General features: G+C 37.6%; 15 protein-coding genes and 1 tRNA gene. 7 read left to right on the top strand and 9 right to left on the bottom strand.

What is annotated here, in order from left to right; translation table 11 throughout:
- Together ACIQ32_RS07690 and porU are read right to left on the bottom strand one after the other, a co-directional pair.
- A partial coding sequence (locus ACIQ32_RS07690) for a PorV/PorQ family protein (RefSeq protein ID WP_396195104.1) occupies positions 1 to 455 on the bottom strand: 455 nt, incomplete at its 3' end.
- Positions 456 to 492: 37 nt separating this feature from the next.
- Positions 493 to 4320 carry a type IX secretion system sortase PorU gene (gene porU / locus ACIQ32_RS07685; RefSeq protein WP_396195103.1) on the bottom strand — a complete coding sequence of 1276 codons (3828 nt, stop codon included), beginning with the start codon at positions 4318 to 4320 and terminating at the stop codon, positions 493 to 495.
- A gap of 206 nt (positions 4321 to 4526) precedes the next feature.
- On the opposite strand from porU, the gene gldJ reads away from it, so the two are divergent.
- On the top strand, positions 4527 to 6254 hold the full coding sequence (gldJ, locus tag ACIQ32_RS07680) for a gliding motility lipoprotein GldJ (RefSeq protein ID WP_396195102.1): 1728 nt from the start codon (positions 4527 to 4529) through the stop codon (positions 6252 to 6254).
- Between the two features lie 68 nt (positions 6255 to 6322).
- Entirely contained in the window at positions 6323 to 7606 is a 1284-nt protein-coding gene (gene murF / locus ACIQ32_RS07675; RefSeq protein WP_396195101.1) for a UDP-N-acetylmuramoyl-tripeptide--D-alanyl-D-alanine ligase, read from the top strand.
- A gap of 99 nt (positions 7607 to 7705) precedes the next feature.
- On the opposite strand, the gene ACIQ32_RS07670 is transcribed toward murF, so the two are convergent.
- The 7 genes from ACIQ32_RS07670 to ACIQ32_RS07640 all read right to left on the bottom strand — a co-directional run bounded on the left by ACIQ32_RS07670 (position 7706) and on the right by ACIQ32_RS07640 (position 13550).
- Positions 7706 to 7780, bottom strand: a tRNA-Val gene (locus ACIQ32_RS07670).
- A gap of 68 nt (positions 7781 to 7848) precedes the next feature.
- Entirely contained in the window at positions 7849 to 9069 is a 1221-nt protein-coding gene (locus tag ACIQ32_RS07665; protein ID WP_396195100.1) for a bifunctional folylpolyglutamate synthase/dihydrofolate synthase, read from the bottom strand.
- 22 nt (positions 9070 to 9091) lie between these two features.
- Positions 9092 to 9871 carry an energy transducer TonB gene (locus tag ACIQ32_RS07660; RefSeq protein WP_396195099.1) on the bottom strand — a complete coding sequence of 260 codons (780 nt, stop codon included), beginning with the start codon at positions 9869 to 9871 and terminating at the stop codon, positions 9092 to 9094.
- A gap of 8 nt (positions 9872 to 9879) precedes the next feature.
- On the bottom strand, positions 9880 to 10272 hold the full coding sequence (locus tag ACIQ32_RS07655) for an ExbD/TolR family protein (protein ID WP_396195098.1): 393 nt from the start codon (positions 10270 to 10272) through the stop codon (positions 9880 to 9882).
- Between the two features lies 1 nt (position 10273).
- Positions 10274 to 10978, bottom strand: a complete 705-nt coding sequence (locus ACIQ32_RS07650; protein WP_396195097.1) for a MotA/TolQ/ExbB proton channel family protein — start codon at positions 10976 to 10978, stop codon at positions 10274 to 10276.
- Positions 10979 to 11102: 124 nt separating this feature from the next.
- Positions 11103 to 12329: a Glu/Leu/Phe/Val dehydrogenase dimerization domain-containing protein gene (locus tag ACIQ32_RS07645; RefSeq protein ID WP_396195096.1), complete on the bottom strand. Its 1227-nt coding sequence runs from the start codon at positions 12327 to 12329 to the stop codon at positions 11103 to 11105.
- A gap of 150 nt (positions 12330 to 12479) precedes the next feature.
- The gene (locus ACIQ32_RS07640) at positions 12480 to 13550 is read right to left on the bottom strand and encodes an anhydro-N-acetylmuramic acid kinase (protein ID WP_396195095.1); all 1071 of its coding nucleotides are present in this window, start codon (positions 13548 to 13550) and stop codon (positions 12480 to 12482) included.
- Positions 13551 to 13646: 96 nt separating this feature from the next.
- On the opposite strand from ACIQ32_RS07640, the gene ACIQ32_RS07635 reads away from it, so the two are divergent.
- The 5 genes from ACIQ32_RS07635 to ACIQ32_RS07615 all read left to right on the top strand — a co-directional run.
- Positions 13647 to 14786 carry an acyl-CoA dehydrogenase family protein gene (locus ACIQ32_RS07635; RefSeq protein WP_396195094.1) on the top strand — a complete coding sequence of 380 codons (1140 nt, stop codon included), beginning with the start codon at positions 13647 to 13649 and terminating at the stop codon, positions 14784 to 14786.
- Positions 14787 to 14922: 136 nt separating this feature from the next.
- Positions 14923 to 15540, top strand: coding sequence for a Crp/Fnr family transcriptional regulator (locus tag ACIQ32_RS07630; protein WP_396195093.1), 618 nt, complete (start codon positions 14923 to 14925; stop codon positions 15538 to 15540).
- A 96-nt stretch (positions 15541 to 15636) separates the two neighbouring features.
- On the top strand, positions 15637 to 16095 hold the full coding sequence (locus tag ACIQ32_RS07625; protein WP_396195092.1) for a YHS domain-containing (seleno)protein: 459 nt from the start codon (positions 15637 to 15639) through the stop codon (positions 16093 to 16095).
- Between the two features lie 115 nt (positions 16096 to 16210).
- Positions 16211 to 16600: a DoxX family protein gene (locus tag ACIQ32_RS07620; RefSeq protein WP_396195091.1), complete on the top strand. Its 390-nt coding sequence runs from the start codon at positions 16211 to 16213 to the stop codon at positions 16598 to 16600.
- Between the two features lie 56 nt (positions 16601 to 16656).
- Positions 16657 to 17080 (top strand): DinB family protein (locus tag ACIQ32_RS07615; RefSeq protein WP_396195090.1); only part of this gene is annotated, 424 nt, incomplete at its 3' end.

Genomic DNA, 17080 nt, shown 5'->3' with positions numbered 1-17080 from the left:
AATTTTTCGCTCAATTTTAATGAATAAGATCCATCTAAAGCTAATTCGTTTGGTTTTACAATTTGCGCAGGGTCTTCTGCATTTTGTCTTAATTCAATTTCTCCCAAACCAAAATAGCGCAAACTCACGGCAAAGGCACTTCTGCCGTCTGCACCGAATCGTTTATAATAAGTGGCTTGGCCTAATGAGATGTCGTTTACTAAATCGGTTAAGTAAGGGGTATAGCTGGCTGTAAATCCTTGTGCGTCTGTTGAAAAAGCATATTTGGCCGGATTCCACTGTTGTGAAAATGCATCAGCTGACGTTGCTACTCCCTGATCGGCTAAACCGGCGGCACGAGCATCAGCAGCTACCAAAAGAAAAGGAACTCCTGTAGTAATAACTCGGCTGTCTTGTTGGGCGTTTACAAAAGATATAGTGGTTGAGAATAAAAGTAGTAACGCAATTTTTTTCATCTTCATTTTAATAAAAGTTAACAAATATAGTATTTTCCTAAAGGATTACAAGTTTTTCTATTTTTTCTGCTTTTTTATTCGATAAAGTGGACTTTACGGTCAGTTTATAGATGTAAACGCCCTTTCCAATGCGGTCTCCAAAGTCGTCTTTTCCGTCCCATGTAATTTCTCGAGACAAAAAGCCATCGGTAGTAACTGTTTGGTTTTTGGTCCAAACTATTTTACCGGTGATGGTCATGACTTGTACTTGGACTTCAAGAGGTTCAAAAGGTCTGTTGTGTGAAAACCAAAATTCGGTATAGTTTACAAACGGGTTGGGGTAATTTAATACATTGTTGAGGGCAATACTGTCTTCACCCATTACAACGAATTGGATTTCGGCTGTTATAGGGTTGTTATAAACATCCCAAGCTTTGAAAGTAATAGTGTGTAATCCAGGGGCTAAATTTCGGAAGGGGAAATAGACTCGTCCTTTGGTGTAATCATCTAGTTCGGTCTCATAGTAATCGTTCATAATGTAAGGCTTACTTTCGTCTCCGTCTAAAATCCCTATAATATCGTGGCCTATACCGCTGGCCGTGTTGATGCCGTTTTCGTCTTCTAATAAAGCCAACAAGAAAGGTGATTCATTGGTGATTCCTCCGTTTACAAAAGTTTCGTCATTCATGTATAGTCTTACTCTTGGTCCGATTTCATCGGTGGCAGCATTTGGATTGATACCGCCTATTTTTATATCAGTATTGTAGCCGGTTTTGTCGAAGAAAATTTGATTTCGCTTAGTATAAAAGCTGATTTTACCGTTACCAATCGGAATTCTGATATCTCTTGGTACCACAAATCCAAACTCAAATCGCCCATTGGTTACTGTAGCATTACCTCTAAAAATGGTTTCGCCTAAAGTTGTGAAATTTATTGCGGGACTTAATCCGTCATTGTTAAGTGTTGATCTAATAATGTTTTTGTCAAAGATATTTACCGACAATTCGCCATTATAAAGTGGTAGTAGGTTATTGTTTTCGTCTAATACTTCACCGGCAATTTTAACAAAAGCCAAAGACTGAAAGTCATCGATCGGGCCTGTTATAGGCATGTCATTAACTTTGGTTAACACTACTTTAGGTTTAGGTATAGCCAACATTAATGCAGGATCGCCAATATAAAACACCACATTGGTTGCGGTATTAGGGTTGTCATTTTTAGCCAAACGTAATGCTTCCGCTATAGAAGTATATTGGTTACTTCCGTATGCAAAAAGATATTCGGCAATTTTGTCATTAAAAATTTCCGCCTGAATTTGCCCTATTGATCGCACGGTTGTAATCATGGAGATAGCGCCTCCTTTGGGGTTCCAATAAGTGTATTCTCCGGCTGTTGGTCGGTACGGATTATCAAACCTTGAGAAATCACATGTTATGGTAATAAACAAAGGATACTTGTATCGGTTGAGTAAATTTTCGCCATCTGATTTTTCCCAAATGCGTTCTCCGGACAAGCCATCTTCACCACCGTGTCCGAGATAATTAAATACCAATGCGCCTTTTTCAAAAGCAGCAAATATTTCTTCTCGGGCTTTCGGGTATCGTTTTCCTCCTGCAGAAGTTTCCTGTTGGTAAGAATCTAAAAGTATCTTTTTGAAATTGATAAACGGTTTTTGGGCTACAATGGCATCGGTTAAGTTATTTTGTTTGACTTGTAAACTGGTATCGGCAGTTTTGTCTGAATCATCAGAAATGGCTACATAATTGTTTCGCCAACTACCATAAGACTTTAGATCATGGTATTCAATTACTTTATTGACCATTTCTTCTGCTTGTTGCACAGAGCTGATAATCATTCTGCCAACAGCAATATCTATTCCGTCAAAGAAAAAGTTAGTATTTCCCTCATCGGCGTCCATACTGCCATAGAAATCATCTGAGGAAAAAGAAGATTCGGTTTCAGTGTAACTGTTTAAGGCATGGTAAATAGGTACAATATTGGTGTTGTTAGCCACTCGGTCTTTGAAATCGTAAGAGCCATCACCAAATATATTTAAATATTTAACCCTCTTGTTTTCTTCAGAAGCGTTGAAATAAACATATTTCACAAAATTTCTAATGGCTGCTATATCTTGTTTTCCTGAGGAAAACTCATGATAGATGTTTTCTAAAGTCACTACTTTTACATTTAAATTGGAGTGGTTTCTGTGGAAATTAGCCAATTTTTCTGCTTGAGTATTTAGGAATTTTGGTGTAATGATTAAATAGTCTATGTCTTGAAACTGCCCTTGAGCATTATTGAAAATGGTTCCTTTAAGATTTTGATTTTCTACTCTAGATTTTGATTCTTTGGACGGCGAAAAATAATCTGAACTTACTACCGCAATAAATTTTCTGATTTCACCTAAATCTGATTTAAATGAAAACGAACTCTGAGAAGTGTTTTCAACTTTGGTAACATTATAGATGTCTGTAATATCCCAAACCTGATTAATTCCGGAAGCATCAGAAATTTGATATTCTCCTATTCCGGATAATGATGAAGCTAGATTGTATTGAAATCGGAACTGCTTCCCGTAACCTTGAAGATTTCGTTTGGCTTTGATAGCTATGTAATCAAGGTATCCTTTAGCGCCTGGAACACCTCCGTTGTCAAAAGTGACCTTAACAGTAACGTCGTCAGCGGAAATATTTACACTGTTGATAGAAGTTTCGTCATAAGCTAACGCTCCACTGTTTAAGCTCAAAGCATTAATTCCTATGCTTGCCGCTAATTGATTATTGGCTTCAATCTTAAAGGTAGTAGGATTAAATGCAGAAGCCGCTACATGTGTTTCAATTTGAATAGGAGAAGAAGTTACAAGATTTGGAAATTCAAAGTCAAATTCTTGCTCACTGTCTACATTGAATTGTTCGCCAAACCATATCCTTCCTAATTTGCCAATATTAACATCGTCAACTTCATGAAACTTATAATCGTCAAAATCAGTAATTGTGGTGGTAGCATTTCCGGTTGGTTGGTTGAAGTCGGTAATTCTTTTCCCAAAATCGCCGGAAGCAGTGATGTAATAGTATGCCTTTTCAGCATATAAATTTAAATGCGTTTTGTTTTCTTGATTCCAGTTGTCTAAACCTTCGGCATAAAAAAGAATATAATCCTGATTGTCAAAAACCCCGTCGTTTTCTCCAATAAATTGTATGGCGTTTTCCTCCGGGTCTAAAGGATAGGGCAATGCATTTAACAATGGAGCCATTCTGCCGCCGTGACTGTAGATTTTGATTTTTCTTGGGTCAACATTGGTTTCCATGCCCAAACTTTGAAGGAAACTTTTACTTACTTTATAAACACCTGATTTTTGTACATAAAAACGATGCCAATTACCGGTAGCCAAAACAGAATTTTCAATACTATTTACATTGTTTGAAGTTAGATTATTTCTGTTAGTTCCGGTGTTTGTAATAAGGTAGCTGAAAGAGATTAGTTTTTTATATGAGTTTCCTTCTTTGATAATAGGGGTAATACTGATTTGAGCATAATTAACATCTCTGGCCTTACTATTGTTTAAAGAATATTTGAAAGTTGTGGGGATTTTTTTTACTGAAAGATCTCCCAATTCACTCTCATTTATAGGCTCAAAAACAATATTGCTGATTTGTAGATTGTTTTCGGAAACAGCATTGTTTAGTTTTACCCTAAGATTGAATTTCAATGTTTGGGAGTAGCTGTCAAACCAATAATTTTCGGGGTTAAATTGTGGCAAGTTATAATTGTAATTCCCGTAAGAATAGGTTTTTTTTTCTGTCCAATTCAAGACAATATCCCTTTGCTCTTGAGAGTTGCCCAAATAAGCAGTTAACAAAAGTAGTACGGTAAAAATCTTTTTCATAGTTTTCATTAAACGCAAATTTCAGCAAAATAGTATAAATAATTAAAAAAATATTTTTTTTAAGCCAAAATACAATAAAACTATTATTTTTGCGTTGTATATACAACCCGCTCAAATCGGTGTGTTTTTGTATTAATTAAAAAAGATGTTGCAGTGTAAAGGTTAATTCTTATATTGCGGCACTAAAATTTTTACCTACTAAAAATATGAAAGTAAACAAAATTAATGCTGTAAAATTATTACTATCCTTAGTTATCATGGTTGGTTTTACTAGTTGTAGTAAAAAATCTGATTCTAAAGGCGGCTCAAAAGCTACCGGTTGGAAAATCAACGACAAGAAAGGTGGTTTTCAGTATGCTTCAAAATTTAAAAAGCAAGCAACAGGTCCCGGATTAGTTCTAGTAGAAGGTGGAACCTTTACAATGGGTAAAGTACAGGATGATGTAATGCACGATTGGAATAATACTCCAAATCAACAACACGTAATGTCATTTTACATGGATGAGACAGAAGTTACTAATTTAATGTACATGGAGTACTTGAATTGGTTGAAAACTGTTTTCCCTCCGGATCAAGAAAATTATACTAATATTTATGAGGGTGCTTCTCCGGATACTTTAGTTTGGAGAAATCGTTTAGGCTACAACGAAACCATGACCAACAACTATTTGAGACATCCGGCTTATGCTGAATATCCTGTGGTTGGTGTAAATTGGATTCAAGCTACCGAGTTTGCCAAATGGAGAACTGATCGTGTAAACGAAAAAATCTTAGAAGAACAACGTTATTTGAAAAAAGATGCTAAAGTAACTGATGTTGCTGCTGATAAAGTATTTAGCACTGAGGCTTATTTAGCTTCCCCGTCTACGGCTATGGGAGGTGATGACAAAATTGTATTGAAAAGAGGTCAGAAAGCTGCTCCTAGTAAAAAAGGAAGTGCTGCACCTGCTGCAGGCGCTACTAATACACAAGGAAATAGTCCTAAAAATGTTTATGCTCAAAGAACTTCAGGTTTAATTTTACCTGAGTACAGACTACCAACCGAAGCAGAGTGGGAATATGCTGCTGCTGCCGATGTAGGACAAAGAGAATACAACGCATACAAAGGTCAAAAGAAATATCCATGGTCAGGTACTTACACTCGTTCAGGGAAAAGACAAGTAAGAGGTGATCAATTGGCTAACTTCAAACAAGGAAAAGGAGATTACGGTGGAATCGCAGGTTGGTCTGATGATGGTGCCGATATTACTAACAAAGTAAAATCTTATCCTCCAAACGACTTCGGTTTATATGATATGGCCGGTAACGTTGCCGAATGGGTTGCCGATGTTTACAGACCTATTGTTGACGATGAAGCAAATGACTTCAACTACTACAGAGGAAACGTTTACATGAAAAATAAAATTGGGGAAGATGGTAAAGTTGAATTAGTTACTGCTGAAACCCAACAATTCGATACTTTGTCAAACGGTAAAATTGTATCAAGAAATTTCCCTGGTCAAATTGCTCAAGTACCGGTTGATGATAAAGAAACTTACTTAAGACAAAACTTTGACAAATCAGACAACCGTAACTACCGCGACGGAGATAAACAATCTACCCGTTACTTCAAATTCGGTAATTCTGAAGAAGGTGATGAAAAAGGAAAAATGAGAGACGATCAAAGAATGTACGATTCTCCTAAACACAATGTATCAACAGATAGTTTAGGGAATATGTCTAAGAAGTATGATAAGTCTAATAAAAGAACTACTTTAGTTAATGATGATGTAAGAGTTTACAAAGGTGGTTCATGGAGAGACAGAGCTTATTGGTTAGATCCTGCTCAAAGAAGATACTTTCCACAAGACATCGCCACTGACTACATCGGTTTCAGATGTGCTATGTCAAGAGTTGGTCCGAAAGCCGACAAAAAGAAAAGACCAAGAAACTAATTTTAGTTGATTACAATAACAAAAAAGCCCTAATTTTAAGGGCTTTTTTATTTTAACTATTTTCCGTTATGACCATTCAAGAAATACATGCTTTATTTTTAAAAACTTCCGGGGTTTCTATTGACACCAGAAAGATTGCTCAGGATTCATTTTTTGTCGCCATAAAAGGAGATCGTTTTGATGCCAATACTTTTGCAGCCGAAGCTTTGGAAAAAGGAGCAAAGTATGTCTTAATTGACAACGAATCTTATCATATCGACTACAGAACAGTATTGGTTCAGGATAGTTTGATTGCACTGCAAGAATTAGCTACTTTTCACAGACAATATTTAAAGTTACCTATCATTGCCTTAACCGGAAGTAACGGAAAAACCACAACAAAAGAATTGGTCAACGTTGTCTTGGCTAAAAAGTTTCAAGTTAAAGCTACAGTTGGAAATCTTAACAATCACATCGGTGTGCCGCTTACGTTATTGTCTTTTGATGCAACGACCCAAATCGGAATTGTGGAAATGGGTGCCAACCACCAAAAAGAGATTGAATTCTTATGCGGTATAGCGCAACCGGATTATGGTTTTATAACCAATTTCGGGAAAGCCCATCTGGAAGGATTCGGTGGGGTGGAAGGCGTGATAAAAGGGAAAAGCGAAATGTATGCTTTTTTAGCCAAAGACAATAAAACCATTTTTGTCAATTTGGACGATGTTTTACAAAACGAAAAGACTGCGCATTTCAACAGAATTACTTTCAGTCAATCTAATAACAACGCCGATGTTTTCATTGACGCTATCTCTGCCAATCCTTTTGTAAAAGTTACTGCTTTAGGTGCAGACATTACTTCTCATTTGATTGGACTGTATAATGCCACCAACATTTGTATGGCTATAACCATCGGCCATTACTTCAAAGTGCCGGTTGTTGACATCAAGTCGGCTATTGAATCCTATGTACCCGATAACAATCGCTCGCAGTTAATGGTTAAGAATACCAATGAAATCATTTTAGACGCTTACAACGCCAATCCAAGCAGTATGAGAGTGGCTTTAGAAAATTTCATCCAATTAGACAAACCCGATAAAATAGTGGTTATAGGGGATATGTATGAGCTCGGGCAAGAAAGCAAAGCAGAGCACAAAAGCATAGTGGATTTTTTGAGTACCAATGAAACTATGACTTGTCATTTTGTGGGTAAAGATTTTTATGTAAACAAAAGACCGCAAGCCAATTTCTTTTTCTTCGAAACCTTCGAGGATTTTGCTAAAGCAATTTCCACAGTAGTATGGAAAAACAAGACAATTTTAATTAAGGGTTCTCGTGGCATGGCCTTAGAACGAACGCTCGAATTTATATAAAAAACCAACCACTCTCTAGGGTGGTTTTTTTGTAATAAAGTTTCAGTTTAGATTTAAACAAAAAAACCGATTAGTTTCCTAATCGGTTTCAAACGGTAGTGGGCGATGAGGGATTCGAACCCCCGACCCTCTCGGTGTAAACGAGATGCTCTGAACCAGCTGAGCTAATCGCCCGTCTTGTGCTTGATTGCGGTGCAAATATAGGGCAGTTTTTTGATTTAGCAAATTAAAATCGAAAAAAATTACAAAATTTCTGCCACTACAAAAGTGCTGCCGCCCACATAAATAAAATCGTTAGCCGCTGCATTTTTTCTACTGTTGTCGTAAGCGGCTGAAACAGAATCGTATATTTCACCTTTAAGTCCGAATAACATCGCTTTTTCTCGTAAAACAGAGGCTTCTAATCCTCGTGGAATATCGGGTTTGCAAAAATAATATTTTGCGTTTTTGGGGAATAAAGTCAAAATATCATCCAGTTTTTTGTCGTTAACCACCCCAAGTACGATATGTAATTGGTGGTAAGCTTCTTTTTTTAACTGATTTAAAACTATAGCCAAACCGTGTGCATTGTGTGCCGTATCGCAAATAATTTTCGGATGGGTGCCCAATTGTTGCCAACGGCCTTGCAAATTTGTGTTGTCAATCACTTTCAGAAAACCGCTTTTAATGTGTTCCTCCGATACCGTTAACAACTGTTTTCCCTGTAAAACGCGCAAAGTTTGGATAACCGTCTTTTTATTGTAAAATTGATAATCACCCAATAAGCCACAAGGATAGTCTTCTTGCACTAAATCGGCAGCAAAGTAAATCTCTGAATTGGTTTCATTCGCTTTTAAAACAAATACCGGTTTAGTCTGCGGTAAATATTCACCAATAACCACAGGAACATTGGTTTTGATAATGCCGGCTTTTTCAAAAGCAATGGCTTCTAAAGTATCGCCTAAAAATTGGGTGTGGTCTAATCCGATGTTGGTGATCACTGAAATCAAAGGCGTAATGATGTTTGTAGCATCCAATCGGCCACCCATGCCAACTTCAATTATATTAATATCCGTTTGCTCCTGGACAAAATAATCGAAAGCCAAGCCGACACTCATTTCAAAAAAACTCAGATTATGCGTCTCAAAAAACGATTTATTCTCTGCTATGAATCGGCAAACATAGGCTTCCGAAATCGGTTCGCCATTGATGGTAATTCGTTCGCGGTAATCTTTTAAGTGAGGCGAAGTGTAAAGGCCAACTTTATAACCCGCTTCCATCAAGACCGAAGCCAGTAAGTGCGAGGTAGAACCTTTGCCATTGGTTCCGGCTACGTGGATGCATTTCAGTTGTACTTCAGGATTCCCTAAGTGATTGGACAATAAAACGGTATTGGTAATATCTTTTCGATAGGCTGTGGCGCCTTGGGTTTGGTACATTGGCAATTGGTTAAACATCCAATTGAGCGTATCTTGATAATTCATAATAAAAAAAGAATAGCTTTCACTATTCTCCTAATTTAAAGTTGATGACTATAAATCCGATTTGAGTTTCAGGCGCTTCACTATCGGGTTGCCATTTGAATTTTTTGGCAGCAGAAAGAGCAGGATTTACCAAACAGGGGTTAGTGTTTGTCGTTCCTTGAGATCGTTCTGCTTTAATAACATTTCCTTGTCGGTTCACCCAAATTTTAACCACCACTTTTCCGTATTCGTTACAATCTTGAACTTCTTTAGCAGGAGCACTGAGTCTTCTGCCGTTTAATCCCCAACTTGTACCGTTTCCTGAACCATTTCCTGAACCGTTTCCATAAAAACTATTGGCATAACGGTCACCATTAGGATCGCCTTTGTCACCCGGTAAGTTGTCATTACCATGACTGGCTTCAGCTCCGTTAGATTTTGGACCATTAATTAAACTTTCTAAGGCACTAGTTGTGCTTTTTGAAAGTTTGGGTTTAACCACTTCTTTAACTTCTTTGACCGGTTTTTTAGCATCTGTTTTTTTGATTACCGGTGCCTCTGAAATGTCTTGAGTAGCTACTTCATCTTCAACTGTTTTCTGGGGTGGAGTATTTTCCGGTTGTGGAGATGATTGTACCGGTTCAAGTGGTTGTACTTCGCCTTGACCAACATCTGAGGTGCCGAAATTGATGGCAATACCATTTTCCGGTGGCGGATCCATATAAGTTAATCCGAAAAAGAAACACAATAAAAGGAGTATCACAAAAATTACTGTTGTGATGCCAAATGATTTTTTTTCTTCTTCAGTTTCTAAAAACTTCATGATGTATTTTATTTAGGTCTAACAGCCAAAACAATTTTCATTTGATTTCGATTCGCAATATCCATTACATAGACTGCTTTTTCAATAGGAACACCTTCTTCTGCTCTCAAAATGATAGGCATACTTTTATCTTTAGCAGTTAAGGATAAGAGTTGAGCTTCAATTGAACTTTCTTCAACCGGTGTTTTATCAATGTAGAATTGCAAATCTTTATTGATGCTTACCGAGATACTTTTGTTACTATCGGTTTTTCCTTTAGCTTTCGGTAAAACCAAATCCAATGCATTCGTCGTCACCATAGTTGATGTTAACATGAAAAATATCAATAGCAAAAAAACAATGTCGGTCATTGACGACATATTGAACTCAGGACTTACCCTATTTCTACCGCGTAAATTCATCTTACTTTTTTTCGTTTAATAAGTCGAAAAACTCCACTCCGTTTAATTCCATCAAGTGAACGACTTTGTCTGTTTTTACCACTAAGTGATTGTATCCTATGTAGGCTATCAATCCTACAATTAATCCAACTACAGTAGTGGTCATGGCGGTGTATATACCTTCTGCTAAGGCACCAACTTCTATTTGTCCGCCACCACTAGCCATTTTATGAAAAGCCATAATCATTCCTACCACAGTTCCCAAAAAACCTGTCATAGGACCAGCTCCTGCGATGGTGGCCAACATACTGGTGTTTTTTTCCAATCGGTATATTTCTAATTTTCCGGCGTTTTCAATAGCGGTATTGATATCTTCTAAACGATTTCCAATCCTGGATATTCCTTTTTGAATCAAACGTGAAACCGGTGAATTGGTAGAAGCACACAACATTTTTGCGGAGTCAATTCTTCCGTTAGAGATATGATCTTTAATTTGCATCATAAAATTTTGGTCTATTTTAGAAGCTGCATTGATGGCCAGTAGTCTTTCAAAATACAAATAAAGAGCGAAGAAAAGCATGACAAATAATGCTATCATAATGATTTGACCGGCCAAACCACCGCTGGTTAAAAGTTCCCAAATTGAAATGGTTTTCTCAACAGGTGCTACTTCTGTTAAAGCATTTTGAGCCACTGAAAGCGAGTCGGCTTGAAGAAATAAACTCATGTAATAATAGGTTTTTAAATTAGTATTGGATTACTGTAAATGTATTTATTATCTTTTAAAATTATAGGTTATTTTAAACTTACTTTAACGTCTTACACTAAGTAACGAAAAAAACTTAAAAATATTATACCAACTGCTTCAAAGCAATTTCAAAGGCTGTAGCACTAATATTTTTGCTGTCGGAATTCAAATCATGTGCTTTGTCCAACGCTTTTTTAATGGTTTCCGAGATGTCGTAGAAAATGGCTTCATCCGTCATTTGTACTTTTTTCTCCATGAAGTAGGCAAAAACACGTGCCATACCGCAATTAGAAATAAAATCCGGAATCAAGCTTACTTTGCTGTCGGTTTCTTCCATAATCGGACCAAAGAAAATTTCTTTGTCGGCAAAAGGCACATTGGCTCCACACGAAATCACTTCCAATCCGTTAGCGATTAGGCTGTCAATTTGGTCTTTGGTGACCAATCTTGAAGCAGCACAAGGAGCAAAAATATCAGCGCCGAGTGTCCAAATTCTTTCATTAATTTCGGCAAATGGGATCATGTTTTGAGCAACCAATTTGTTCCCGTCTTTGTTTAAGAACAACATTTTTATTTCATCATAAGAAAAACCTTCTTCATTAATGACACCGCCATCACGGTCAATGATTCCCACAACTTTGGCGCCCATTTCAGCCAAATAAAAAGCCGCCGCCGAACCTACATTTCCAAAACCTTGTACAATGGCTTTTTTACCTTCTACATCGCCACCGTAAATATTGTAATAATGGCGTACCGCTTCGGCTACTCCAAAGCCGGTAATCATATCGGCTACAGTATATTTTCTTAATACATCCGGAGAGAATTTCGGGTTTTCGATTACTTTGATAACGCCTTGGCGCAATTGCCCGATACGGTTAATTTTATCTGCTTCTGTTGGTTTGAAATGTCCGTTAAAAACCCCTTCTTGCGGATGCCAAACACCACATTCTTCTGTCATCGGAATTACCTCGTGGATTTCGTCTACATTCAAATCACCTCCGGTGCCGTAATAACTTTTCAACAAAGGAGAAACCGCTTTGTACCAACGTTGCAATACGCCTTTTTTACGCGGGTCATTCGGGTCAAAGTTGATGCCCGATTTAGCTCCGCCAATCGCCGGTCCTGAAACCGAGAATTTCACTTCCATGGTTTTCGCCAATGATAATACTTCGTTCATATCCAAACCTTTTCGCATCCGGGTTCCGCCACCGGCAGCACCGCCGCGAAGGGAATTGATTACTGTCCATCCTTCGGCTTCTGTCTCAGCATCTTTCCAATTGAAAATGATTTCGGGTTCTTTGTTTTCGAATTTTTTTAATAAGTCTTTCATTGTGTATCATCTGAGCTCACTTCAGATTCTAGGTTTTAGTTAGATTGTATTTTAGTTTGCGCTGCAAATATAGGAATTACGAATTATGAATTAGGAATTACGAAAGGTGAAATTTGTTTTAAATCGGATGGGTTTTGGTCTTTAAAGTCATTAATTAGGTTTAAATACAACGCCACTACTATGGTCTTTTTTCGCCCCGGTAACACTACTTAAAACATTAATCTCTTTTCTTAATTTCAATACGCCAAGTAGCCCAAAAATCAGTGCTTCTTTAAATTCTAAAGTTTTCGCCTCAGGAACAATAATCTGCATTTCGGGCATGTAATTTTGCATACATTCCAGTAGAAAATCATTATAAGCACCGCCGCCGGTCACGAGCATTTTGCCTTCTCTTTCCGGCAAAGCGTAAGCGGTTTGTTTGGCAATGTGTTTGATAAACGTATGCATTTTGTCTTCAACAGGAAGGTCGTAACTTTCCATCAATGGCAATACGATGGTTTTAACAAATTCAAAGCCTAACGATTTCGGATATGGTTTTTGATAGTAAGACAAGTTATCCAATTCTTCCAGCAAAGCCATATCAGTGTCGCCGTTTCGAGCGATTTCGCCCTTGTCGTCATAGGGTAAGCCGAGTTTATTTGCAAAAAAATTCAACACTGTATTGACCGGAGAGATATCAAAAGCAATACGATTTCCCTGATGTTCAAAAGATACATTTGAAAACCCGCCTAAATTCAAGCAATAATCATAATCAGAGAATAATATGCTATCACCAATCGGTACCAACGGCGCGCCTTGTCCACCCAATTTCACATCTTGCGCACGGAAATCACAAACTATGGTTTCGCCAACAATTTGGGCTATTTCTTTAAGGTTGCCAATTTGTAAAGTAAAACCGTTTTGGGGTTGGTGCAAAATAGTGTGACCATGGCTGCAAACCGCGTCTAAATTTTTAATGTGGTTTTTTCGGATAAAATCTTTGATAATGTGACCCAAAAGAATCGTGTAATCTTTGTTGAGTTGGGTCAATTCTTTTTTAGAATAGTCAACAGCCGTTCTCAATTTGTTTAACCAATCCTCATTATAAGAAACCGTTTCACTTTCATGGATTTTGTATTGCCATTTGCCATCAATTACTGCAAAATGAATGTGCGCCAAATCAACTCCATCCAACGATGTGCCCGACATAACGCCGATAACCTTATAACTTTCTTTCAACATTGGCTAAATTTACGAAAACGTTTGAAATTGTAACTTTTATATCCTATTTTTGCGCACCAAAAGTAAAGAAACAACAAACAATAATCGTTACATTATATGGATTTTAATTTAACCGAAGAGCAGTTAATGATTCAACAAGCCGCAAGAGATTTTGCTCAAGCGGAATTGTTACCCGGCGTAATAGAAAGAGACGAACACTCCAAATTCCCAACCGAGCAAGTCAAAATGATGGCCGATTTAGGTTTTATGGGAATGATGGTCGATCCCAAATACGGCGGTGCCGGATTAGACAGTGTTTCTTATGTTTTGGCGATGACCGAAATTGCCAAAGTAGATGCTTCAGCGGCAGTGATCATGTCGGTAAACAACTCTTTGGTTTGTGCCGGAATGGAAAAATACTGTTCAGAAGAACAAAAAATGAAATACTTAGTGCCTTTGTCCAAAGGAGAAGTAATCGGTGCGTTCTGTTTGTCAGAGCCTGAAGCCGGAAGTGATGCTTCTTCGCAAAAAACTACCGCCAAAGACATGGGCGATTACTATTTGTTAAACGGAACCAAAAACTGGATTACCAACGGTGGAACTGCTTCAACCTATTTGGTAATGGCGCAAACCGATGTAGAAAAAGGGCACAAAGGAATTAATGCTTTTATCGTAGAAAAAGGTTGGGCCGGTTTCGAAATTGGACCCAAAGAAAAGAAAATGGGCATCCGCGGAAGCGATACGCATTCCTTAATGTTTACGGATGTTAAGGTGCCAAAAGAAAACAGAATCGGTGCCGACGGTTTCGGATTCAATTTTGCCATGAATGTTTTAAACGGCGGAAGAATTGGGATTGCTTCTCAAGCTTTAGGGATTGCCACCGGGGCATACGAGTTGGCTTTAAAATATGCCAACGAAAGAAAAGCTTTCGGTAAAGAAATTTTCAAACACCAAGCGATTGCCTTCAAATTGGCTGATATGTATGTAAAAATCACGGCAGCCAAATTGCTTATCATGAAAGCCGCTTGCGAAAAAGACGAAGGCAAAGACATCGCGCATTCCGGAGCTATGGCGAAATTATATGCTTCTGAAATCGCTTTAGAAGTAGCCAATGAAGCCGTGCAAATTCACGGTGGAAACGGTTATGTTGCCGAGTACCACGTAGAGAGAATGATGCGCGATTCTAAAATCACTCAGATTTATGAAGGTACTTCAGAGATCCAACGAATTGTAATATCCAGAGGTTTAGTTTCCTAGACCAATGTTAAATGATAAAAAAACCCTTTCTTTTCGGAAGGGTTTTTTTATTGGATAAAATTTATACATTTACTCTATGTATGATGAATTAAAATATTGGTACCTCCGCGATCACAAATTGTTTTGGACATTAAACATGAGCCAAATCAAGCAGTTGTGCATTATTACCGGTTTCAAAAAAGCCAAAAAAGGCGATATCATTTATTTTTCTTCTTCGGATGTACCGCGGGTTTTTTTACTCAAAAAAGGCAACATTAAAATCGTTTCCATAGATGAAGAAGGGAATGAAACCATCAAAGACATTATCCAAAAAGGGGATTTGTTCGGTGAGTTAGAGCTTGACAGTGATCGAAATTCAAACGAGTACGCCAAAGCCTTAACCGATGAAGTCGCCATCTGCAGTTTTCTATTGTCGGATTTTGAAAATCTACTGTTGCAACATCCTAATTTGGCCCTTTCTTATACCAAATTTGTTGGTCTGAAAATGAAGCGCATCAAAAACAATTATGCTAATTTGATGTCTAAAGATGCCAAGACACGTCTGCTTACGTTCATGAAAGATTGGGCAGAACGTGAAGGAAAACGCAACGGCAACCGAATAACCATTGAAAATTATCTAACCCAAAACGATATCGCCCAAATCATTTGTACCTCGCGCCAAACTGCAACCGTTTTACTGAACGAGTTAGAAGAAAACGGCTTAATGCATTATGGCCGAAAAGAAATTATTATTGAAGATATTTCAAAGTTTTAAAATTATTTTGTCCTATTTGTAAACTAACGGACAAAACCACTTTTCATGTCGCTTTACTTTTGCTTTATCAAATTAGATAATTTAAAATTAAAACTCATGAACAAAACCATTTTAATCTTACTGGTTGCCTTTACCTCTGCAGTCGGATTAGCCCAAAACACAAGAGCGACTCATTTCAATTTAGAAAAAAAAGTAGCCGTTCAAGGGTATGATCCCGTAGCTTACTTTACGCAGAAAAAAGCGGTAAAAGGAAAAGCAGCTTTAGTCTCAACTTATGAAGGCGTTACCTATTATTTTTCTTCTCAAGCCAACAAGGAAACTTTTGCTAAAAATCCTTCAAGTTACGAACCGCAATATGGCGGTTGGTGTGCTTTCGCGATGGGTGATTATGGCGAAAAAGTAGAAATCAATCCGGAAACCTTTAAAATCCTCGACGGTAAATTGTATTTGTTTTACAATGCTTATTTCAACAATACGCTGAAATCATGGAACAAAGACGAAACCAATTTGAAGAAAAAGGCCGATGTTAACTGGAAGAAAATTATTGCTCAATAAATTTTTAACCACAAAGTGCACTATGAAGGCGCAAAGTACACAAAGTTTTAGTGCGCTTGGTGAAAACCTTCGTGACCTTCGTGGTTAGACTTTCTTACTATCTAAATAATCTAAAATGAAAAACCCAATTATCCTTTGGATCATCAAACTCACCGCAGTGATTATCCTATTGCAAACCTTATATTTTAAATTCACCGCAGCCGAAGAAAGTGTTTACATCTTCCAAACTTTAGGCATAGAACCCTTTGGGAGAATTGGTTCCGGTGTGGTTGAATTGATAGCTTCGATATTAATTTTGATTCCAAGAGCGACATTAATTGGCGCACTTTTAGGGCTAGGCACCATGTTAGGCGCTATTTTTTCTCATATATTTGTGTTAGGAATCGAAGTGCAAAATGATGGTGGAACCTTATTTATTTTGGCTGTTATTACTTTAATATGCTGTTTGTTTTTGGTATACACAGAGCGAAATAAATTTCCTGATTTGTTGCGATTTAAAGTTTGAAAACTTTTTTTCGACCATAACCGTAACTAATAGAATTAACAAACAAAAACAAAAACATGCTCATTCCGGCCATCTTCAAAACCCTCAATGAATTGTCAGGCTTGGTCTCGCAACTTTCAGACGACGATTATTGTTGTCCTTGCCATGACTTAAGCAATGCCACGATTGGCGAACATACGCGTCACATTATTGAAATGTTTCAGTGTTTGGAAAACCAATATGAAACCGGCATTGTCAATTATGATAACCGAAAGCGAAATCACCTAATTCAAACCCATACGGCTATTGCCAAAGAAAGTATTGATGCGATTCTGAACCAGGTCGATAAACCCAATAAAAATCTGCAATTGCAACAAATAGTCGATGGCGAAGCACTGCTCATAGAAAGCAATTACCACCGTGAGTTGTTGTACAATTTAGAACATTGCATCCACCACCAAGCCTTGATTAAAGTGGCGATTATTCAGTTGAAAACTATTG

The sequence above is a fragment of the Flavobacterium sp. genome, assembly GCF_044373165.1.
In the GTDB taxonomy this organism is placed as follows: Bacteria; Bacteroidota; Bacteroidia; order Flavobacteriales; family Flavobacteriaceae; genus Flavobacterium.
Note: the sequence above shows the minus strand (reverse complement) of the source record. Positions and strands in the feature narration are given on the sequence as shown.